This window comes from Pseudomonas sp. BSw22131 (genome assembly GCF_026810445.1).
In the GTDB taxonomy this organism is placed as follows: Bacteria; Pseudomonadota; Gammaproteobacteria; order Pseudomonadales; family Pseudomonadaceae; genus Aquipseudomonas; species Aquipseudomonas huanghezhanensis.
Genome location: NZ_CP113949.1, coordinates 25,796 through 48,731, shown reverse-complemented (window position 1 = coordinate 48,731; position 22,936 = coordinate 25,796). Strand labels below are relative to the sequence as shown.

Genomic DNA, 22,936 nt, shown 5'->3' with positions numbered 1-22,936 from the left:
CACTGCCCTAGCATCCCTGTTCCCGCCCGCAGCCAGAAGGCAATGCCATGCAATCCGATGAGCGTTCGACTTGCCACACCGCGAAAATCGTATGGTCTGCCGAATCTTGCAGCCCTGCCTCGACCGGTAGAACGTGGCTTGCAATAGCAGATGGCCAACACTGCGATACCCCCGACGGCTGCATTCCGATCGATGCCGACCGGATCGCAGGCAGCGCCCTCGCGGCGGGCGACACTGTGCTGGTGCCTGTAGCCGAAACCGAAACCTCTGGCCCATGGCAGCTGGCGCAAAGCCAGTTCGAGTCGATTCATCGCATCATCGCCGCGCTGTTGGCGACGGGCACGCCTCTGAAGCTTTTGCTTTTCAGCGGTATCGCCAACGCCGACGCAGCTGCTGCGCACGGCTTGTTGCAATCCCTGCGCTGCGAAACCGAACAACTGGCTCACACCTGGCTGGAAAGCGATGCGAGCCTGGCAAAGTCACTCACCATCTGCGGGCTAATGCAGCAGGAAGGGCTTCGGCGCCTGCGAGTCGAGGGTGGCAAGCGCCTAGTGGCTCATCTGCACCAACAAGTAACGCCGCTCGCGAACGAACCCAGAAGCCAGGACGGGCCGGCGCTGATCATCGGCGGCTTGGGTGGCATCGGCCAGCACCTGCTGGAACATATCGTCGGCCAGCAACCGGTTTTCGTCATGGGCCGCTCGCCCTTGAGCGATGAACGACGCTCGCGCTTGAAAGCGCTGGGTTGCTCAGGCTACTTCCAAGGCGATGCGACGGACACCGAGAGCCTGCGACAGACGCTTTCGACGCTCCATGAACGCTACGGTCGGGTGGACACCGTCTTTCACCTCGCCGGTCATCTGGAAGATGGCCTTTTCCAATCGCAGACGACTTCCTCTTTGGAAAAGGTCCTGAAGACCAAGATCGCGCCGGCCCTTGCCCTTGCGCAGCTGCAGAACGAGATGGCAATACGCCGCGTGGTCATGTTCGGCTCGCTATCGGCAACCGTCGGTCTGGCCGGACAGACGGCCTACGCATCAGCCAACGCCTACCTGCATGCTCTGGCTGAGCGGCAATGCCTGCAAGGCCATACGGGCTGGTCAACCATCGGCTGGGGTATCTGGGATGTGAGCGGTATGGCGATGGGCCAGGACCGCGGACTGCTGTTGCCTATGGCCCCTGACAAAGCCCTGGCGGCGATGGATGAGCTGCTTGCCGCCCGCTGCGCCGACGCCCTGATTTACGCTGGCAGGCTGCTGACTGAGGCACCCTCCGGTCGACAAGCGGCGAAAGCCAGTCGCGCGCCAACGCTGGATACTAAGCTGCTGGTGCGCCAAGCCATTGCCAAGTTTACTGGCCTGGAAAATCTCGCAGAGGCTGAAAACGTGCTGGATCACGGCGCTGACTCAGTCGCGGCGATCAGCATTGCCGCAGAGATCGAACGCCGCCTGGCCGAGGCAGGCATGGTCACTAGAGTCCCCCGCTCCATCCTGTTCGAGCACCCGAGTATCTCGAGCCTGTCGGCCTACATAGAGGCTCGCGCGGCGATCATTGGACTGCAGCCCGAGCCCGCGGTGGCCCCCCAGTCCCCTCCCGAGCTCACTTGGCGAGCCCCCTCCCCACATGTGCGCGCTCACACCCAGGACGAGCCGCACTGGCGGGCGCAGGATATTGCCATCGTCGGTATGGCGGGCTCTTTTCCAGGTGCTACCAGCATGGAAGAATTGTGGTCGCTGCTGGCAGAAGCGCGATTGGCAGTGCGCCCCGTCCCATCGCAACGCTGGGACTGGCGCGCGTTCTATGACAGCGATGCCAGCGCCGCGGGCCGTAGCTATGCCCGCCATGGCGGCTTCATCGACAATGTCGAGATGTTCGACCCGCTGTTCTTCCAAACCACGTTCAAAGCTGCCGAGCGCATGGACCCAGCCGAGCGCAAACTGCTGCAGACGACTCACCATGCGCTGGAAAACTCAGGATTCTTCGCCGCGCCGACTCCAGACGTAGGGGTTTTCATCGCAGCGATGTACGGACACTACCAGCAATTGGAAGCGTCCCAGCCCATCGACACCTCGTTCTCTGCCCAGGCCAACCGGCTTTCTTATCATTTCGACTTCCGTGGGCCATCGCTGACCTTGGATACCATGTGCTCAGGATCGCTGACGGCCCTCCATCTGGCCATCGCAGCACTGCGCCGCGGCGAGTGCCGACAGGCAATCGTAGGCGCAGCCAATATCATGGTCAGCCCACATAAATATCGGGTGCTCAGCCAGGGCAAATTCCTCAGCCCGACGGGCCGCTGTCATACCTTCGGTGCACAGGCAGACGGGTATGTCCCAGGTGAAGGGCACGTGGTCTTCGTCCTTCAGCCCTTGCAGGAGGCAATCGATGCCGACGCACGCATCCATGCGGTCATCCATGGTAGCGCGGTTAACGCAGGCGGGCGCAGCAGCGGCTTCACGGTACCCTCGGCAGCAGCGCAAACCAAGGTCATCGAAGCCGCACTGCGCGATGCCGACCGCCAGGCACACGACATCACCTACATCGAGGCGCATGGCACCGGTATTCGCTTAGGAGATCCGATCGAGATCGAAGCGCTGAACGGCATATATGGGGCACGCGATTACGGGCACTGCGCCGTAGGATCGATCAAAAGCAATATCGGCCATCTGGAGCCTGCCGCCGGTCTGGCGGGGTTGGCCAAGATCGTGTTGCAACTTCGTCACCGCTCGCTCGCCCCTACGATCGGTTGCGACATCGCCAATCCATTGATACCCGTCGGTGAGGGAACAGTTCGTCCGCAGACCGAACTTGTGCCTTGGAACACACCTGACGGCCAGCGTCGCTACGCCGGTCTGAGCAGCTTCGGCGCTGGTGGTGCCAACGCCCATGTCATCGTGGGCGAATACATGCCGCCGCAGGTGGATGCACCGGCACGACATGACGCCGTACCCATGGCAGTGGCTATCAGCGCGCAAAGCGAAGCGTCGTTGAATGCGCTCAAGGCCGCCATCCTCGACTACCTGCTTAAGCAGGAGGGGCTGTGCCTGGAGGACGTCGCCTACACGTTAAACGTGACCCGTCCGGCAATGCGCTACAGGTTCTGCGCCTTGGTCACCGACCTGGATGACCTGGCCAACGCACTGGCATCGTCGACTGCGCACCAAGCGACCTTCAGCGCTCAGCTCGAGCAGGCAGCCAGCCGCTTTCAGGCAGGGGAAAGCATCGACTGGCGGCACCACAACCCACCGGGCAAGATGCTCGACCTGCCGAGTTATCCTTTCGAGAAAATACCACTGTGGGCCAATGAACTACGTGTATCACACGAACCACAAAGCTCGAATCCACCACCAGAGACCGATGATCGGCTTCTGCTCGCAGTTGCGGACTTCACGTCCAATGCGTCCGAGACAACGCGCACGTTCACCAGCCCCTTCACCTTAATTGTCGATCCGGAGCTGGATCGACAACTCCGAGGCCATGGGCATCGGATCGTCGTGCTGGACCCGGTCGACCCGGCGCCAACATCGTCCTGCGGCGCCCCCCGTACCACCAACCTCGTACAAGCCTGCAAGCGCGCACTCGACGACATCCCGCAAGAGCATCCCATCGTCATTGCCCTGGGCAACACATCGAGTACCCCTATCGCGCAGGAGCCTACCCAACGCGCGCTGCACTGGGCACTGTTCCAAGCCATTGCTCATCTGCAAGGCCCAAGATCACTGATGGTCTGTCTGCCAAACGAACCCGATGCCCAAGCAGGTCTCGTCGGCTTGCTGCGCAGTCTTTGCAAGGAACAACCGCAGCTGAGGATCTTGTCACTGCAGGTCGGCGGTTCGCTGGCGCAGCCCGATGTTCTCCAGCAGGCCTTGGCACGCCTAGCGTTCATACCAGTCAGCGGCCACGTGCACGAACGTCTGCAGGGCACGCAAAGCCAACGCCTGCAATGGCGCCCGATAGAGTTGCCAGTCGCACCCCCGACGCTATGGCGTCAGGGCGGACATTACCTGATCGCCGGAGGCTTCGGCGGAATCGGCCAAGCCGTCGCTCGCCGACTGGCGAGTGACTTCGGTGCCCATATCAGCCTGGTAGGACGGCGACCTGACAGCGCGCACATCAGGCATGAGTGCCAACAGATGAGCGCGCAGGGCGGGACGGTTCGCTACTTCAGCGCTGACCTGGCAGACGTCGGGGCAGCCAGGGCATTGCTCGCCCAAATGAGCCCACTGAACGGTGTGCTGATCGCGAGCGGCGTGCTGCGCGATGGGGTACTGACCGACAAGGCGTTCGAAGACTTTGAACAAGTCGCACGCAGCAAGATCGAGACCACCCTGGCGCTGGACGAAGCGATCGGCTCGGCCCCGTTGGACCTGTTCATGCTGTTCTCTTCAATCGCTGCGGCATTCGGCAACGCAGGGCAGACCGACTACGCCTACGCCAACGCCTGGCTCGATGGTTTCGCCCAGGCGCGCAGCCGTTCGGTGGCGCTCGGGCAGCGCCATGGCCGCACCCTCAGCGTCGCATGGCCGCTCTGGAAAGACACTGGCATGCAAGTCGATACCCAGACGCTTCAGTTCATGGCACATGAAACCGGGCTCGAGCCCCTTGAAGCGAACACTGGGGTAGATCTGGCACTGCGACTGCCCTCAGCACTGGCCGCAGATGTGTGGGCGGTGGCGGTACTTGGCGGCGATACCGGACGCATCACCGAACGGTTGCTCGCACCACCTCGCCAGGATCCCGCAGGCAATCGGGCTTGCGAGTCGAACTCACCTGATGCATTGCGTGAGGCAGTGAACGAACTGCTCGAGACGCTCACCGCCATTCCTGCGCAGAGGATTGATCCTGAGGCGCGTTGGGGCGAGATGGGCCTCGACTCGGTCGGCCTACAAGAACTGGCGAAAAACGTACAGGCTCGGTTCTCGGTGCCGATGGCTGCCAGCGCACTGTTCCGCTACAACACGCCGAGTCAGTTGGTCCGCTATCTCGACAGCCAACGGGCATTCGACACACAAGACCTGAGCACGAGCAGAGCACCCGACGCCGGCCATCCCGATGAATCGCTCACAGGCTATGCCATCATCGGTATGGCCGCCACGTTGCCAGGTGGGGACACTGTCGAGACATTCTGGGACTCGCTCCTGCATGGGCGCAGCGCCATCGTGCCGATGACGCGCTGGCCCGAGGAGGACCTCTACGGCGGTGCGGTGCGGAATATCGAGCATTTCGATGCACGCTTCTTTGGTCTCTCGGCACGTGAGGCGATGCTGATGGATCCCCAGCATCGACTGTTCCTGCAAACGGCATACAACGCCTGCCTCGACGCGGGCTATCGACCAGGCGACATCACCCGCACCGGTGTCTTCGCGGGCGTGCAGTTCAACGACTACCAGGTGCTGCTGCAGCTGTGGGGTCGCTCAAAACATCCCTTCGCCGCCACGGGCAACGCTCATGCGATGCTCTCCAACCGGGTGTCCTACCAATTCGGTTTCAGTGGCCCCAGCGAAACGGTCGACACCGCTTGCTCGTCAACACTGGTCGCCTTGCATCGCGGCATCAAGGCCCTGCAGGAACAAGAGTGCGATACGGTACTGTGTGGCGGAGTCAGCCTGATGATCGACCCGGTCGTAACCCACGCGGCCGCCAGCATGGGTGTGTTGTCGGCGAGCGCTCGCTGCGCCACGTTCGATGAATCGGCTGATGGCTATGTGCGCGGTGAAGGGTGTGGCGCCTTCCTCATCAAGCGCTACGCCGATGCGGTGCGCGATGGCGACAACATCAGAGCGCGGATCGTCGCCAGCCAGGTCAATCACGGGGGGCGTGCCAATTCGCTGACTTCCCCCAACCCGAACGCCCAGTGTGACCTGTTGCTGGCGGCGTACACGCCCGAGTTGGCAGAGCGCCTGGGCTACATCGAGGCGCATGGCACCGGGACGCGCCTTGGTGACCCGATAGAGCTGCAAGCCCTGAGTGCCTTCATCGCCCAGCAAGCCCCCGCAAAGCTACCGGCAAGCGTGCTGGTCGGAGCGGTCAAGACCAACACGGGCCACCTGGAACCTGCAGCAGCCGTACCGGCCTTGGTCAAGGTCATCAAGGCGATAGAGACCGGCTGGCTGCCTGCCAACTTGAACTTCCGTCAGCAAAATCGGGAAATCGACCTACAGGACACGCCTTTTTCACTGCTCACCGAAAAGCAGCCCTGGCGGTCGAACGACCGTGTCGCAGGCATCAGTTCCTTCGGCTTTGGCGGCACCAATGCGCATGTGGTGCTAACGCAGGCCGATGCACCGACACCACAAGTCACGGCACAACCTGGGCAACTGCACTTGGTAGGCCTGTGCGCCAGAACCAAGGCATCGCTTGAACGCATGCGCGATGAGCTGATCGAGCATCTGCGCAGCAACCCGCGCCTGCCCCTGGCAGACGTGGCCCGGACCTTGGCAATAGGGCGTGAAAGCTTCGAGCACCGACTGGTGGTAAGCGCCATGGATCTGCCCTCATTGATCGAGCAGTTGAGCAGCGCGGCCTTGCACTACGTCGAGCCCCACGCCCTCAGGAGCCACGTCAACGAAGGGCCGCTGCTGGAGCTCGACAACAGCGTCGTCACAGAGCTTGCGTCCGCTTATCTGCAGGGCCGCGACACGCTCAGACGCATTTACCTGAAGGGCCCCGGCAGACGCATTTCGCTACCTGGCTATGCCTTCGACAGCAAACCTTACTGGTTCGAAACCGCCGCAGACCTGGAGGCCTCATGACTCACCCTGACGCATTATCGTTATCGGCCCTGCAGAAACTGTTCGCCGATGCGCTGCTCGAAGTCGAGCCGCTCGACGCAGACGAACCCTACATCGAACGTGGCGTCGATTCGATCCTCGCGGCGCAGCTGGCGAAGGCCATTGCCCAACGCTTCGCAGTGCCCTGCCGCACGGCGGACCTGTTCGAGGCCGCCTCGCTGCGCGAGCTATTGAAACTGCTTCAAGTACGCATCGAACCTTCGACCACAACACGGACAACTCCAAACGAAAACCCTCGCGCCAAGACTGGACGCACACCGGTGATCGTGGGCGCCGCCGGTCGTTTCCCAGGTGCGGCATCGCTCGACGAACTGTGGGCAGTGCTCGAGAGCGGCAAACCGCAAACCGGCGTCATGGGTGAGCACAAACGAACCGGGAGCTTCAAGGGTGGGTTTCTGCGGGACATCGACGCCTTCGACAATGGCTTCTTCCATGTCTCGCCCAACGAGTCGGTCTGCGTCGATCCGCAGCAACGGCTTTCCCTGGAGCAGGCCTGGCACGCCATTGAGTGCAGCGGACTGACCCTGCCCGAGCTCAAGACACTGCGTTGCGGCGTATTCGCCACCGGGCTGCCGGGCGACTACCGCCACGTACTCAGCGCACACAGCGAGCAAGCAATCAGTGCTGCGGCTTTCACCGGCAATGCGTTCTCCGCCCTGGCCGGTCGTATCGCCTACTGTTTCGACCTGCCGGGACCTGTGCTTTCGATCGACACCGCCTGCTCATCCTTCCTGGTGGCACTACACCAAGCCGCCATGGCGTTACGCAGTGGCGAGTGCGATGCCGCTATCGTCTGCGCAGCGACGCTGTTCTGCACCGATGAAGTTTTTCGCCTAGCACAGGCAAGCCAGGTGCTCTCTGCCTCCGGGCACTGTCTTGCATTCGACGAACGCGCTGACGGCTTCGCACCCGCCGAGGGGGCCGGAGCGCTGTTGTTGACCACCCAAGAGGTGGCCCAGAACCTGGGGCTGGCAATGCTCGCGCAGCTCGATGGCAGTGCGGTTGGCCACGATGGTCGCAGCAATGGCCTGATGTCGCCGAGTGTGAGCGGGCAAACCGAGGTCATCCGTGCAGCCTGGGAGGATGCGCGACGACAAGGTGGGCAAGGACCTGAGCACATTGCCCTGATCGAGACCCACGGTACAGGAACCCCAGTGGGCGATCCGCTCGAAGCCAAGGCGTTGGCGCAGACCTACGGGCAGCTCGAGGGACAAGGGCTGCGATACCTTGGGGCGAACAAAACGATCTTCGGTCATACCCTGGTCAGTTCTGGGCTACTCAGCGTGCTCAAGGCTCTATTGGCCCTGGACCGGCAGCAGATACCCGGGCCGCTGCTGAGGCCATCCTCTTCTTCGCACTGGCACGACATCATGCCGGTATCATCCCCGCACACCGCACATGCGCTGCCGCCCGGCGCCGGCATCGCCATCAGCGCGTTCGGCTTCACCGGTGTGAACGCCCATGTGTTGTTGCACAAGCCAGGCAGCGCAAGCGCTGTACAGGTCGATATCGAAGGCCTGTGCATCAGCGCCGCCAGTGAAGCCGGACTACAAAGAACGGCACTATTGCTGGCCCGATTTCTCGCCCAAGGCACACTGTCCTATGCACAAGTGTGTGCCAGTTGTGCCGCCAGAACGCCTCAGGCCGTGCGGGCGGTGGTCTGCGCAGAGCAGGTCGACCAAGTGGTCGATGCCCTGGCGCGATGGGGGCGCTCGACTCCGACAGGGGTGGTTGTCGCTCGCGACTACCAAGAGCTGCCCGCCAGCACTCGTCGACCCGACGGCGTCGCTGCTCGCTGGCTGCAAGGCATGGCTACCCGCATCGGAGTATCCCAGGCCATCCATGTGCCCCCCTACCCCTTCGCCCGCCGCGCGTTCTGGCCTGGCCTGCCAAGCACAGCCACAGACCAGGACAACGCTGGCGGATCCGCCAACGTGCTGGAGGAACTGCGCCAACGCCTGGCCCAGCTGTGCGGCTACCGACTCGAAGAGGTCGATAGCCAAGCTCCGCTGTCCAGCCTTGGGCTCGACTCCCTGACGGTACTGCAACTGCTGGCACCCTTCCAGAAACGGAGCGGGAAGATGGCTGTCGAACAGGCCTTTGCCGCAAGCACTCTTGCCGAACTGGCCACGCTGATCGAACGTGCGGCGCAGTCGGGCCGGGTAGCTGACCAAGCGGCGGCCGACCTGCCACTGGGCCTGCGCCGGCGTCAGACCCGCAGCGGCCTGACGGTGCTGGACCAGGCAGGCAACTTGCCGCCTGTGATACTGGTCAGCCCGCTCAATGCCTCACCCAGAATCTGGGTGCAGCAGTTGCCCATGCTGCGTCGTGATGGCTGGAATCCTTGCATCGTCGAATTGCCGCTGCATGACGCAGTACAGCCCGATACCCCAGAGATCGATCTGGGTAGGGTCGCTGCGCAATTGGCGCAATTGTGCGAGGAACTGTCCGTGGCGGGTCAGCCAGTCCCGTGCATCGGCTGGTCGCTTGGAGGCTGCGTGGCACTGCATGCTGCGCTCCAACACTCGCCCTGCGTAGGGCCCATCACGGTGATCAGCGCCGCGCCGTGGTTCGGCGAGACGATCCTGGAAGACACTCTGCAAGCGCAAAGTGAACTGGAGGGGCGCGGCGAGATGTTCGACCAAATTCTACCGGGTAACGGCAGCGTCGCCTCACGGATCGGCGCGGGCCTGAACCTCAGGAGCCTGGGTGCCTACATTAATGCGCTGAGTACATTCGACATCCGCGAGGCATTGGGAGATCTGAACGTGCCGCTGCTGGTCATCCACGGCGCTCAGGACAATGTGATCCAGGCCCAGTGCGTCATGCCGCTGCGACAGCTCGAAAAGGCACTGTTCTTGGAGATTGCCGATGCCGGTCACTTCTCGCCTCTGACACACGCCACGCTCGTCAACCGAACGTTGCTCGACTGGCTACACGTCAGCAAGCCCTCCGCCAACGTCACTCAGGTAGCTTGAATGGACACCCTCATTGCCGATTGCCGTCCTGCCACACCAGAAGAAACGCTGATCTGGCGCCGCAGCCAGACGCATGCCGGCGATCCGGGACTGATATTGAGCTACCGCTTCGCGCTGGCATCATCGGTGGATGTCCAGCTTCTGGACCATGCACTGTATAGGTTGCTGGCCGGGCCCTTCGCCAGCCTGCGCAATACGTTTTTGCTCAACAACGGCACGCTGCTCAGCAAGCGCCTGGCCCTGAGCCCTGAGGTGCTGGAATACGATAGTTGCCCGCAACCATTGCAATCCCTGACGCAGGGCCGCTCAAGGCACTATCGCTTCGTCCTGCAGACACTTGAGGACGGGCAGTGCTACCTGGACTGCCTCTTCAGCCACCTGGTGATGGACGGCGTGAGTTTACAGCGCTTTCTGGCAGCCCTTAGCGAATGCTACGCCGGCCGCACGCCGGTGCCCTGCCCCGCAGCCGGCCCACGCACACCGGCGCCTGCAGGTTTCTGGAGCGAGCTGCTCGCCGGTTACACCCTTGAGCAATCCCTGCCGATGATGCCGCCTGCCTCAGGCCCCCGGTCAGGTCAGGTCAGGACAGCCACAATGACCTTGAGCCAGGTCACCCCCGATCAGTGCAATACCCTGCAAACCAGCGGATTTCGCCTGACCTGCGCGGCCATGGCACTGACCCTTGCCCGCTACCTGCGGGCTTGGGAGCAGAACGCCAAAATAATGCTGTGCCATACAGTACAAGTGCCTGGCGGCCCCGACGCAGGGACCTGCAGCAACCTTGTTCCTCTGCCTGTCGACGTGGATGCCTGTTCAGACGCTCACACACTGTTGCAACACATTGGCGAAACACGTCGACGCATCCGTCCCTTCCAGCACACACCATGGAACGAGCTGCTGGCTCAGTTCCCGGCGGGGAGCGCAGGCAATGTCGTCATCAATGAGTCGCCTGGGCTGCTAACACCGACCGCCCCAACGATAGGCGAGGTCTGCGAAGTTCTTGCCTTGCCATGCGCAGGTGGACCGTACGATCTGGCCGCCGTGTGCTCGATGGCCGGAGGATGTCTGCAAGTGCGCCTGGAAGCCAGTCACGAACGCAGCACGCCGCGCTGGTTCGCGCAGTTCGCAGAACAGTTTCAACACAGCCTGCACGACTTGCTCGAGGACACGCAGCAGCCCTTCGCAGCGCTGGCAACACTGAAGCGACCAGAGCCTGGCGAACGAGGCCAACGAATCCCTCCCGTTTCGCTGGAGCAGATGCTGTGCGCACTGGAACAGGCCGAGGCAGAACGGATTGCGGTAATTGACGACGATGGTGAGCTGACCTACAGCGCCCTGCGCAGCAGTATCGATGCCACCGTTGTAAGCCTGGCGCAACAAGGGGTCAGCCAAGTCGGGGTCTGCATCGGCCGCAACCGTTGGCTGCCGATCGCACTGCTGGCAGCGCTCAAGCACGGCGTTCGCTTCACCCCACTTGAGGCCAGCCTGCCCGACGAAGCATTGAGCGATCTGATCCACCGAACCCAGATCAGCTACGTACTGTGCGATCGCTCTACCCATGCCCGTCTTGCCCATGCGGCTCCCCAGGCGGTGCTCCTGAACATCGAAACACAGGTGATGTCCGGGGCAGGAACGTCTACATCGTCTTCGCAAGAAATCGACCCCATTGCCTACCAGATGTTTTCCTCAGGCAGTACTGGCGTCCCCAAGGGTATCCAGATAGGCCGTGACAATCTGGCAGCCTTCCTGACGGCCATGGCCGCGATGCCGTTCTGCTATCCGGGTGCGCGCTGGATTGCGCTGACTCCACTCAGCTTTGACATTTCCTTGCTCGAAGCACTGCTACCGCTGTGCAGCAACGGCTGCATCGTGATGGCCGACGACCCTGTACGACGCAGTGGCCGACAACTGATCGATCGTATCGAGCGAGATCGGATCGAAATCCTGCAGCTCACCCCATCCAGCCTGCGTCTGTTGAAAGACTCCGACTGGCAGGCACGACGCCCCATCACCCTACTGTGCGGTGGCGAGCGTCTGAGTCAGGAAATGGCAGACTGGGTCCTGGCTGCAGGCCATACGCTGTTTCATGTCTACGGCCCTACCGAGGCCACCATCTGGGCCAGTTGCCAGCGCGTCACCCGCGGCATGCCGCTCAGCATCGGGCATCCGCTGGACAACACCGCCCTGCAGGTCGTGGACGATCAATTGCAGCCGCTCGCCTTGGGTGTTCCCGGCGAACTGCTCATCAGCGGATCGTTGGTCGGAGCGGGTTACCTGCCGCCGGCCCCGCAGCACAACTTCATCGAGCCATTCAGCGCGCAGAGCAATCGCGCCTACCGCACCGGCGATCGAGCTGTAGCCTGGGGCGAGCAACGTATCGACTACCTCGGTCGGCTGGACTCTCAGGTCAAGATACGCGGCCATCGCGTGGAGCTGTCCGAGGCTGAGGCGCTGATCAGGCGCCTTGCACCCGGTGTGGAGCCTTGCTGTGTGGTGCGCGAGGAGCCTGTCGCCTACCTGTGCGCATTCATTCGACCGGCTCAAGGCCGTCCATTCGACGTGGAAACGCTGCGCGCACAAGTGGCCTCTCGGCTACCCGAGCAGCGTTGCCCATCACGCTATGTATTGGTGGACCAGTGGCCGCACACCCCCAACGGCAAGCTCGATTTGCGCAGGCTGATGCAAGCCGAGTTGCAGACGCTGGCTCGCTCGGCGCATGAGCAAGAGAGCGGTCCAAGCCGCGACAGCGAGTCGCAGGGCATCACCGAGCTGCGCAGATTAATTGCCGAAACATTGGGTGTACAGGTCCAAGACCCCAATCAGTCACTGGTCGCTGCGGGTGTGGATTCAATCGGCTTCAACTTGTTGGCAGAGCGCTTGCGCCACGAACTCGCAGTGGATATTGCGCCGCATCGCTTTTACGAACTCAGCAGTCTCACCGCCATCGCCAACGCATTGCATACCGAAACGCCCAGCGAACTTTCCAGTCCCAAACCAGCAGCCCAGTTTGAGGCTGCGCCGCTGGCCATCCTCGGGATGGCAGGCGTCGGCCCGGCAGGGCTGGACATCGATGAACTTTGGCAAGCGATGCTGGAGCAGCGCAATTGCATAGCCCCATGCGTCAGATCCGATTCGCCGAGCATCTTGCCGGGCGGCTACCTGAATGACATCGACAGCTTCGATGCCTCTTTTTTCGGCATTTCGGCCGTTGAGGCTGCGCACATGGACCCACGCCAGCGTCTGCTACTGCAAGAGTGCTGGCGGACCTTCGAAGATGCCGGCCTAGTCCCCGACGACTACCGCGGCGCGCGCGTTGGTTGTTATATCGCGGCCACAGGCTGCGAATACGCCACGGTCGTATCGGCGCGGCAAAAAACGGCCCATGCCTACGACATGACAGGCACCTCGGCGAGCATCCTGGCCAACCGGCTGTCGTACCAATTCGACTGGCGGGGGCCATCGGTGACGATCGACACGGCCTGCTCCAGCGGTCTGACCGTACTCGCCCGAGCTGCGGCCGATCTGCATCAGGGCCGCTGCGACATGGCGTTCGTAGGTGCGGTGAATCTTCTGATCGATTCACGCACAGATGATGCATTGCGTGCAGGACAGTTCCTCTCACCGAACGGTGTCTGCTCCCCATTTGCCGAAGCTGCGAACGGGTATGTCAGGGGCGAAGGCGTGTTTGCCATGCTGTTGTGTAGGGCCGGAGAGACAGTGCCCGGCCTGGGGCCGTGTGCGCTGCTGGCAGCGGTCGAGGACGGCCATTGCGGACGCTCCGCATCCTTGACCGCGCCAAGCGCCAGCGCCCAGGCTGACATGATCGCAAGTATTTATCGCTCCCTTGGCGGCACCTCAGACGTCGGATTCATCGAGACCCACGGAACAGGCACGCGCCTGGGCGACCCCATCGAGGCCGAAGGCATCAGTCGCGCACTGAGCAGCATGCACGTTCGGGGCGACGCACCGATCTGCCTTGGCACGTCCAAGGCCGCCTTCGGCCATTTGGAGGCTGCTGCCGGACTGTTCGGCCTGATCAAGGCGGTCAAGGTCGTCGCCGAAGCCATGGTGCCGGCAAACCCGGAGCGAGGCCCTGAGAACCCGCGGGTGAAACTGGAGGGTGCGGCACTAGCCAAGGCCGGCAACCAGAACTGGCCCAAGGCCGGCGATATTCGCCGGGCCGGGGTCTGCAGTTATGGCTTTGGAGGTTCCGGGGCACACGCGGTGGTGCAAAACGTTCCCTCACGGCCCGCCAGCCGCGAACGAATGCAAAACCAAGCCCCCTGCCTTGGGGTGCTCTCGGGATTCGATGCGCCAGCACTCAAGCGTCAGGCCAAGGCTCTGAAAACCTGGCTGACGGAACATCCGGATGCGAGTCTTGCTGCCATTACCAAGACCCTGGGATTGCATCGCACCGCAATGGCCTCGCGCGTTGCCGTGGCGGTGCACGATCACCAGAGCCTGCTTCAGGCCCTGGAATGCATCATCGAAGACCATCCCCTGCCTGCAATCGAAGACCTTGCACTGCAACAGGCAGCAAGCAACTACCTGCAGGGGGGCACGCTTGAGCCGTCACTGTTCGACCCCTCGATACTCCCAGTACGCCTGCCAACTTATCGCTTCGATGGCAGCTATCGCTACCCACTGCCATCGACCTTGCAGCTGAACTTGAAGCCCTGCCACGATCGCCCCTCGGAGGTGACCGCACGTCACCCTGTCTTCCAAGACCATCAGGTGAACCACCAAGGCGTTCTACCCGGCGTATGCGCATTGTATTGGGGGTTACGTCTCGCCCGCCACGATACCTTGCACAGGAGCCTGGTGGACATCACCTGGCGCGTACCGCTCAGTCAGTTCGCCGCCGATAGCGCGCTGGATCTGACCCTTACAGACGATGGCACGTTCAGGTTGCTGTCAGGCGACACACCGTTGGTCAACGGGACGCTCTCGTTCGACCTGCATTACCCGGCTCCGACCAGCCAGGCATTGCAGCGCCTGCGTGAGGTCCAAGGACGCCTGCCGGATGCGCGGCGTATAGATGCTGCCCGTCTTTACGAGGCATTCGATGCCTTGGGTATCGAGTACAGCAGGGATTTTCGCAGCGTCATCTGGGTTGATCGGCAAGGGCCGCTAGCATGCGCACGCCTGATTTGCCACGGCACTGAAGCGATCCAGCAGTGGGGGTTGCTCGACGGGGCATTGCAATCGGGATTGGCCTTGACCCTGGAGAGCCGCAGTACACCCGTATTGCCATTCACCCTGGGCGCACTGGTCTGGAGCGCACCTGTGGACTGCCCGGCCGGCACCTACTACGCCTTGACTGAGAAGACCAGCGACTTCAGGACCCAGATCCTGCTCTGCGATGACCGTTTCCGAGTGATCGCGCAATTCATAGACCTGGGTATCAAGCCTTATTCCGGGAACATTTTGGGAGACGCGCATGAACAGCAACGCTGACACACCAAGCCTTGGCCTCTTCGAGCCTGACTGGCAATTCACCATGACCGCGCATTCGCCCCAAGAATCGGTGCCAGACTGGATTCTGGTGCCAGCAACACAGCCGTCGCTGGCAGAGGAAATGGCAGGACTACTGGGCGAGCAGAGGGTGCGAACCTTTACCGAAGCGCCGCTTGACCTGCCACCCGGTGATCACTACGCAATCATCGTACGCAGCCCTTGGGCACAAGGGGCACAAACGTCGGTGACAGTGGCGGTGCTGAATCTGCTCAAGACTCTGAGCCGGCTACAGCGCGCACGGATCGATGTGGTTGCCTGCCGAGCCCTTGCAGGACCTCCCGGCCAGGATGTCCGCTATCCGTTGGATGCGACCTGCCTGGGGCTGGCCCAGACTGCCAGTCGCGAGTATCCCCACCTGAGCATCAATGCCTTCAGCCTGTGCGATTTCGCTGTAGCCACCTTGCACCGCGCGTTCAGCCACCGCCCCACGCATGCCCCCGCGACACCGGTGCACATCACCCAGGACGGCCATGCCGTCCGCCACTTCAAACGGGCATCGCTGAACAGCGGCGTATCGGGCTTGGCCCTGCGCAAAGGCGGGCACTATCTGGTGCTGGGTGGCACGGGCGGTCTGGGACGGATGCTTGCCAGCTATCTGGTTGAGCGCCATCAGGCGCGGGTGCACCTGGTCTCGAGGTCTGCGCCCGACTTCGAACTGCATGAACTCATGCGTCACAGCTCCTGCGACATCAGCGTGCCTCAAGCGCTCGAGGCGATCTTCGAAGCGCACGGCCCGTTCGACGCGGTGATTCATTCTGCGATGGATCTGCACGACCAGACCCTGGACACCTTGCAGCCTGCCCAGCTTGAACGCAATCTGCGGCCCAAGCTGCTGGGCAGCTATGGGTTGATTCAAGCACTGCGCCAGCATCCGGTAGATTTCGTGCTGTTCTTTTCCTCGATCCAATCACACCTTGCCAATCCTGGCCAAGGCGCCTACACGGCCGCCTGCGCGGTCAAGGACGCCATGGCCGCCTTGCTTGAGGAGACTTTCCAGATCCCTTCGAAGATCGTCAACTGGGGTTACTGGGGCAGTGTCGGCGCGGTGGCCGCGCCTTACTATCGGGAACGCATGGAAAAGGTCGGGGTTGGCTCACTCGAAGCCGAAGACGGCATCGCCACCATCGAAGCCCTGATCGGCAGCGACCAACGCCAGGTGATGGCGCTCAAGGCCAACGCACAAGCCCTGTTGGCCATGGGCTTCGAAACCGCCGACAGCCCAGGCGTCGTGCCAGTCGATGAACTTCAAAGCCTAATCCCCCCGTTTGATGATCAGGCCGAATGGGTCAGACGCAACGAGCAGGCCAGCGTGGCGCTGGATGAATACGCCCGTCGCGCCATTCATCGCATAGGCATTCCCACCAACATCGCAGCTCACCACCAAGCACTGGCCCAAGCGCTGAGCGCCATAGAGGATGCGCCCCAGGCGCTGGATCGACACAACTTGTTGCAGCGCTTTGCCCACCTGCGCGCGCACCTTGATCTGCTGGACGCCTGCATGGCCGACTTCGCCTCGATCCTGCAAGGCAAGACCGATCCGCTAGAGGTGCTGTTCCCCCATGGCAGCTTCGACCGGGTAGAGGGGGTGTACCGTAACAACCCCGTGGCCGACTATTACAACCAGACCATGGCGACCATCGTCGAGCGTCTGGCCGACAGCACTGAACAGCCGCTTCGCGTGCTCGAGATTGGCGCTGGCACAGGCAGCACTACCGAGCAAGTGATGGCGCGCGTGGGCCACAGGCTAGGCCAGTACCGCTTCACCGACCTCTCGCTGTCTTTCATCAACCGGGCCAGAAGAACCTTCGACCAGCCCTGCTTCGAGGCCAGCATCTACAACGTGGAACAGCCTCCTCAATGGCTTGGCGCATTCGACATCGTGCTGGCGACCAACGTGATCCACGCCACCCGCGACATCCGCGAGTCACTGCGCAATATTCGTCGCGCATTGCGTCCAGGCGGCGTAATCGTGCTCAACGAGGTGACGGCACTGCAGCACTACGCAACCTTGACGTTCGGCCTGACCAAGGGCTGGTGGCTCAACACCGGCCCCGAGCGAATAGAAGGAAGCCCATTGCTCGACGCGGCCACCTGGCAGCGGCTGTTGCGCGAAACCGGCTTCGAAAACACCGAGCACCACGGCAATCAAACCCAAGGACTGATCGTCGCCCGCGTTCCTGTATCGGCCACGGCAGCCGCGCCAGCCGAAAGGGTCCCTGCCGCCAGCGCCAGCCAAACCTCGGGCGCAGCAGCCGCGAACATCGACGAGGTGTGCTTGAGCTCGGCAATGGCGTTCGCTCGGGACGCGATCGCCTCGGTCATGCACCTGACCCCTTCTGACCTCGACCCCACGCGAGCACTGAAGGACTATGGGGTCGACTCCCTGATTGCGCTGGAGTTAGTGAAGCCGTTCAAAGACAAGGTCGGATACGTGCCAGCCACGCTGTTCTTCGAATACCCCACCCTCGCCGACCTGGCGGGCTATCTGGAGCAGTGCCACCCAGAAGCCTTCAAGGTTGTGGACAGCAGCGCCCCTGCACCCGCTGCACCCGCTGCACCCGCCGCGCAGCCTGGTGGGGAGTCCGACACTCTGCACTTCGTGCGTGAAAGCATCGCCAAGGTCATGCACATGTCCCTCGACGAACTCGACGATGACGCTGCATTCGCCAGCTACGGCATCGACTCGCTGATCAGCCTGGAGTTGATCAAGCCGTTGCAGGCTCGTTACGGCTATCTGCCCGCGACCTTGCTGTTCGAATACCCAAGCATCGCGCAACTGGCCGGTCATCTGGGCCTGCACGCCACGATCGCGCAAGCCAAGGCAACAGCTGCGGGTCATGCACACGCCACGACCGGGCAACGACCACAGCCTGCTGACCTGCGCACCGATCAACCAGCGCAGGCGCAAGCGATCGCCATCATCGGCTACCGCGGACGTTTCCCGGGTGCAGAGGACACCGCACAGCTCTGGGAGCGACTGCTGCAGGACGTGCCTCTGAGCAGTCCGGTACCTCCCGCACGCTGGCCCCGGGAGCACATGCAAACGTCGACCTATGCTGGTGTCGGTGCATTTCTCAGTGACGTCGACAGGTTCGATCACGGGTTCTTCAACATCACACCAATGGACGCAACCCTGATGGATCCCCAAGAACGGTTGTTCCTGGAGACCGCGTACCAGACATTTCTGCATGGTGCTCATCCGGCATCGCGACTCAAGGGCAGCCGAACCGGGGTGTACGTCGGCGTGATGAATACCGGCTATGCCAACCTGACACCTATAGACAGCGACAGCCCCAGGCCGACATCACTGCATTGGTCGATCGCCAATCGGGTGTCATACCACTTTGATCTGCACGGTCCGAGCATGGCGGTCGATACCGCATGCTCTGCCTCCTTGACCGCTCTGCACACTGCGGTGAATGCGTTGCGCCTGGGCGACTGCGACATGGCTCTGGTCGGAGGCGTGAACGTGATCGCACACCCTCGACAGTACGACGACTTGTGCCGCTTGCACATGCTCTCGCTAGAGGGCGTATGCCGACCGTTCGGCGAGGGCGCCGGTGGTTTCGTCGACGGCGAAGGGGTGTGCGCCATGCTGCTCAAACCGCTCGACCGGGCTCTGGCGGATGAGGATCCGTTGTACGGGGTGATAGAAGCCTCGGCACTAAATGCCGGAGGCAAATCCAACGGCTACAGCGCACCCAACCCGCAGGCGCAGTCCCGCCTGATTCGCGAGGCCTTGGACAAGGCCAAGTGGGCTCCGACGCAACTGGACTACGTCGAGGCTCACGGCACCGGCACCGCGCTCGGCGATCCGATCGAGTTCAAGAGCCTGGCGGCGGTGCTTGGCGAGGGACGCACAGAGACCTCGCGTCTGCCGATCGGCTCGATAAAGGGCCACATCGGCCACCTGGAGTCGGCAGCCGGACTGGCGGGTGCAGTGAAGATCCTGCTGCAGATGCGTCATCGCACACTGCTCCCGTCGCTGCATGCATACCCGGCCAATCCATTACTGGAGCCACAGGCGACCGGGCTGATGGTCAATCGCCATGCCAGGCCATGGCCTGTACGCGATAACCAACCCTATCGCGCGGCGTTGTCGTCCTTTGGCGCAGGAGGTGCCAACGCACACGTGCTGCTGAGCTCTGCGATCCAGACCTCGAGGCCGGCGAGACATCCGACATCGGTGAGACAGCTGATCATGCTGTCGGCCCATAGTGTTCAGGCACTGGATGCCTCTCGTATCGCGCTATTGCAATGGTTGGAGCAAAACGATGTGCCTCTGCCACGCCTGGCCTCCAGCCTTGCCCACCAGCGTGATCACCTACGCCACCGCCTAGCCGTGTGCAGCGACTCGACGCAGGATCTGCGCCGCCAGTTGGCGCTATCGTTGGCAGACCTGCGTGGTAACGGTGAAAGCACTGCAGTGGCGGGTTGTGATGCAAACGCGATGAACTCGATGCGCATGCCGGGCCAGCAGCAAGACATGGACCTGGACTTGGACAGCGTTCGCCTGGCTTATCTGGGTGGTGCACTGCCAGATTGGCACGCCCTGTTCGCAGCCGATGAACCGCTCGAGCTGCCGGAATATTGCTTCGACGGCACGCCACTCTGGGTGCAGGCTCGGGAGTCGGGTTTCGAAAGCCTTGACACGCTGCTGGCCGACCACAACATCGACGGACAGGCGATAGTACCGGCAGGCTACTACTTGGCACGCCTGCTGGCTGACACTTCAACCGCTGGACTGATGGATGTGCGATTCGAGGCCCGCGCCCAGTCGTTTGAATGCGTCGGCACGGAGCAGACAGCGGATAGGTTTGCAGTGACCATCGCCAACACTACTGTCGCCAGCGCCTCCACTCTGGAGCAGCACAGCCACGACCAGCAGCAGCCTTGGACGCTGGACTCGGGCCATTACCTGCAGCGCACAGCGATCTACCAGAAGTTCGCACGCATGGGCTATTGCTACGGTGACTCACTGCGCCTGCTGCGCTGGGCCTGTGTTGGAGACGACAAGGTGCAGGCGAGTGTGCTGCCCGCGCGCAGCTTCGCTTTGCCACTGTCGCCCGCAATCATCGACGCCGGTCTGCAGACCGCGCTACTGCTCGACGACGGGGAGGCAGGTCCGGCCTGGGTACCCTGGATGGCCGAGAGGGTCGAGCGGCTGTCCACTCATGCGGCGATTGCCTACGTGCGCTGCCAGCGACGCGAAAAAACCGCCCGGAGCGTGACCCACGATTTCGAGTTTCTTGCTCAGGACATGAGTCCGGTCCTGCGTATCCAAGGCTTGGTTTCACTGAACCCAACCCATGATGTGGCGCGCGGGCAAAAGCCTGCGGCACGCCCGAAGGTGGTGCTGCATGAACTTTGAACGACCTGGCGCGCTGGCAATCGTCTTTCCTGGCCAAGGCTCGCAATTTCCTGGAATGGGGCTGGAGCTTCTGCCCAGGTTCCGCGAGATGACCGAAATCGCTGAGACACTGCTGGGCCTGCGGCTAGCCGAGTTGCTCGAAGATGCCGGCAGACTTGCCGACACCGCTTTCACGCAGCCTGCCGTATTCGTCGTCAGCGCGATGAGCTTCGAGGCAATGCGCCAGGACCGCGATATAGATCGAGCCGACCTGATGCTTGGCCACAGCCTGGGGCTGTTCGGCGCCATCCACGCCAGCGGCCGGCTCGGTTTCGCAGACACCTTGAAACTGGTGATCGAGCGTGGCCAGCTGATGAAGGCTGCCGGGGACGGGGCGATGCTTGCGGTGATGGGCATCGACGCCCAGGGCCTGGAGGCCTGCCTGCTCGAACAGGGACTGGACAGTCTCGACATTGCCAACGTGAACGGGCCGGAGCAAACCGTGCTCAGCGGTCCGAGCCAGGCCATCGAGCGCGCAGCACACGACCTTCAACAACGCGGCCTGCGCGCGGTGCAGCTGAATGTCAGCGGGGCGTTTCATTCCCGGTACATGGAAACCGCACGCATAGCCCTGAGTCGCTATGTGGAGCGGGTGACTTTCAGCCCCGGGACCTGTCCATTGATTTCCACCACCCATGGCGGACCGGTACCTGACACCCATCTGCTCGAAGAAATCGTTTTCCAGCTGACCAGCCCGGTGCGCTGGCTGCAGACAATCCAAGTGCTGAGGCAACGTTATTCACTGCTCGACTTCATCGAGCCGGGCCCAGGCCAGGTACTTACGCGCCTTATCGCTGCCATAGACGCCCATCACCAATCGAAAGAGGCATCGCGATGAAACCACAACGAATCGCTATCGTTGGTGGCGGGACCGCAGGCGCGACGCTTGCCTGGCATCTCGCCGCGCTGCACCAGGTCACCCTGTTCGAGGCGGGCGAGCAGTTGGGTGGCCACGCTTTCACCCACACCCTGATACATGAGGGCAAGCTAATCCATGCCGACATGGGTGTCGAATATTTCACGGAGCGGCTCGCACCCAATTTGATGGCGCATCTCAAGGCGCTCGATGTGGGAACCTTCGTCGCGCCCTTGTCATTCAGTTGCCTGGACCCCGACGCCTCCGAGCTATGGAGCAACCAGCACACCGGCAAAGCATTGAGTCCGGCGCTGCGACAGGCATTCGATCGGTTTCATCAGGACATGGTTGAGGTCAGCCTCCACCAGGAACGCTACAAGAGCTGGTCGGTGGGGGATTTCGTCAGGGAGCGGGGCTACGACTCCAGCTTTGTCCACCAAGCCTTGCTCCCGCTGTTGACCGTGTACTCCGGATGCAATGGTCCCTCACTGGACTACAGCCTGGTGTACTGCGCGGTCTCCTTCAGCATGAACCTGCTGTCGTTCTTCTCGCCCGCCTACTGGCGCAAAGCCACAGGCGGGATCGATGGATACCTGAAAATCATGCATCGCGTGCTCGGCCCGCGGGTGCGCCTGAATACCCCAGTGACGGCTGTCCGTCCACACGGGCGGGGCGTGGAGGTCAGCACACTCGCAGGATCACAGGATTTCGACCAGGTAGTACTGGCGACCCACGCCGATCAGGCGCTGCGCCTGATCGAGACGCCCACGCCCGAACAGACAACCCTGCTCGGGGCGTACGAATATGTTCCGGTCGAAGCCATCCTGCACAGTGACGGCGCAGCGGTCGCCCACGGCTCGCCCGACAGTTACTGCGTCTTCGTCAAAGCCGCAGACGCACCGGCCGAGGCGAACCATGCCTGGGGGACCCTGACCCGAGTAGTCACCCACTTCGAGCCCTCATCCACGCCGCTTTACGTGACGTTCGACCCGAAGATGGTGCTGGACCCATCCAAGGTCATCCTGCGCAAGCAGTGGAAGCTGCCCAAGCTGCGACCACTCGACCTGCATCGGCGCTCCCTGATAAGGGCGATCCAGGGCCGTGAACGAATCTGGTACTGCGGAACCGACTTCTCCTATGGCGGCCATGAAGGCGCCCTGACCTCAGGTCTGGTGCTGGCCCAGCGTTTCGGCGCGTCAGTGGACCAAGGCAGCAATGCCAGTGCACGCATCCAGTTCGAGCTGGTCAAGGACCTGATGGGCGTTGAATCGGCGTCCGGGAAACTGATACGCCAACTGGACCAGCGCCTGCTGCGCATCGCCGAAAAAATGGGCGCCGTCGAGCGTCTCGCACCGCGCGTGATGCGCCATTACTTGCAATGAGG

At 62.4% G+C, this 22,936-nt stretch carries 6 protein-coding genes; all 6 read left to right on the top strand.

From position 1 onward, the window contains the following. Nucleotides 1-47: 47 nt before the first annotated feature. Genes OYW20_RS00155 through OYW20_RS00130 form a run of 6 tightly spaced genes read left to right on the top strand, consistent with a single transcriptional unit; the run spans nt 48 to nt 22,934 of the window. The gene (locus tag OYW20_RS00155) at nt 48-6,752 is read left to right on the top strand and encodes an SDR family NAD(P)-dependent oxidoreductase (protein ID WP_268798735.1); all 6,705 of its coding nucleotides are present in this window, start codon (nt 48-50) and stop codon (nt 6,750-6,752) included. Further along, nucleotides 6,749-9,769 carry an alpha/beta fold hydrolase gene (locus OYW20_RS00150; protein ID WP_268798734.1) on the top strand — a complete coding sequence of 1,007 codons (3,021 nt, stop codon included), beginning with the start codon at nt 6,749-6,751 and terminating at the stop codon, nt 9,767-9,769. Before OYW20_RS00155 ends, OYW20_RS00150 begins: the two co-directional genes overlap by 4 nt. After that, nucleotides 9,770-15,226 (top strand): beta-ketoacyl synthase N-terminal-like domain-containing protein, encoded by a 5,457-nt coding sequence (locus tag OYW20_RS00145; protein ID WP_268798733.1) that lies wholly within the window; start codon nt 9,770-9,772, stop codon nt 15,224-15,226. Next, the gene (locus tag OYW20_RS00140) at nt 15,210-20,657 is read left to right on the top strand and encodes a beta-ketoacyl synthase N-terminal-like domain-containing protein (RefSeq protein WP_268798732.1); all 5,448 of its coding nucleotides are present in this window, start codon (nt 15,210-15,212) and stop codon (nt 20,655-20,657) included. The genes OYW20_RS00145 and OYW20_RS00140 overlap by 17 nt, the downstream gene beginning before the upstream one ends. After that, nucleotides 20,647-21,534: an ACP S-malonyltransferase gene (locus OYW20_RS00135; protein ID WP_268798731.1), complete on the top strand. Its 888-nt coding sequence runs from the start codon at nt 20,647-20,649 to the stop codon at nt 21,532-21,534. Before OYW20_RS00140 ends, OYW20_RS00135 begins: the two co-directional genes overlap by 11 nt. After that, complete coding sequence (locus OYW20_RS00130; protein WP_268798730.1) at nt 21,531-22,934, top strand: FAD-dependent oxidoreductase; 1,404 nt, start codon at nt 21,531-21,533, stop codon at nt 22,932-22,934. The genes OYW20_RS00135 and OYW20_RS00130 overlap by 4 nt, the downstream gene beginning before the upstream one ends. The last annotated feature ends 2 nt before the right edge of the window (nt 22,935-22,936 follow it).

Bases quoted from the DNA above. Each gene is read 5' to 3' on its own strand.
- OYW20_RS00155 (WP_268798735.1), top strand. From the start codon at position 48: ATGCAATCCGATGAGCGTTCGACTTGCCACACCGCGAAAATCGTATGG.
- OYW20_RS00135 (WP_268798731.1), top strand. From the start codon at position 20,647: ATGAACTTTGAACGACCTGGCGCGCTGGCAATCGTCTTTCCTGGCCAA.
- OYW20_RS00130 (WP_268798730.1), top strand. From the start codon at position 21,531: ATGAAACCACAACGAATCGCTATCGTTGGTGGCGGGACCGCAGGCGCG.
- OYW20_RS00140 (WP_268798732.1), top strand. From the start codon at position 15,210: ATGAACAGCAACGCTGACACACCAAGCCTTGGCCTCTTCGAGCCTGAC.
- OYW20_RS00145 (WP_268798733.1), top strand. From the start codon at position 9,770: ATGGACACCCTCATTGCCGATTGCCGTCCTGCCACACCAGAAGAAACG.
- OYW20_RS00150 (WP_268798734.1), top strand. From the start codon at position 6,749: ATGACTCACCCTGACGCATTATCGTTATCGGCCCTGCAGAAACTGTTC.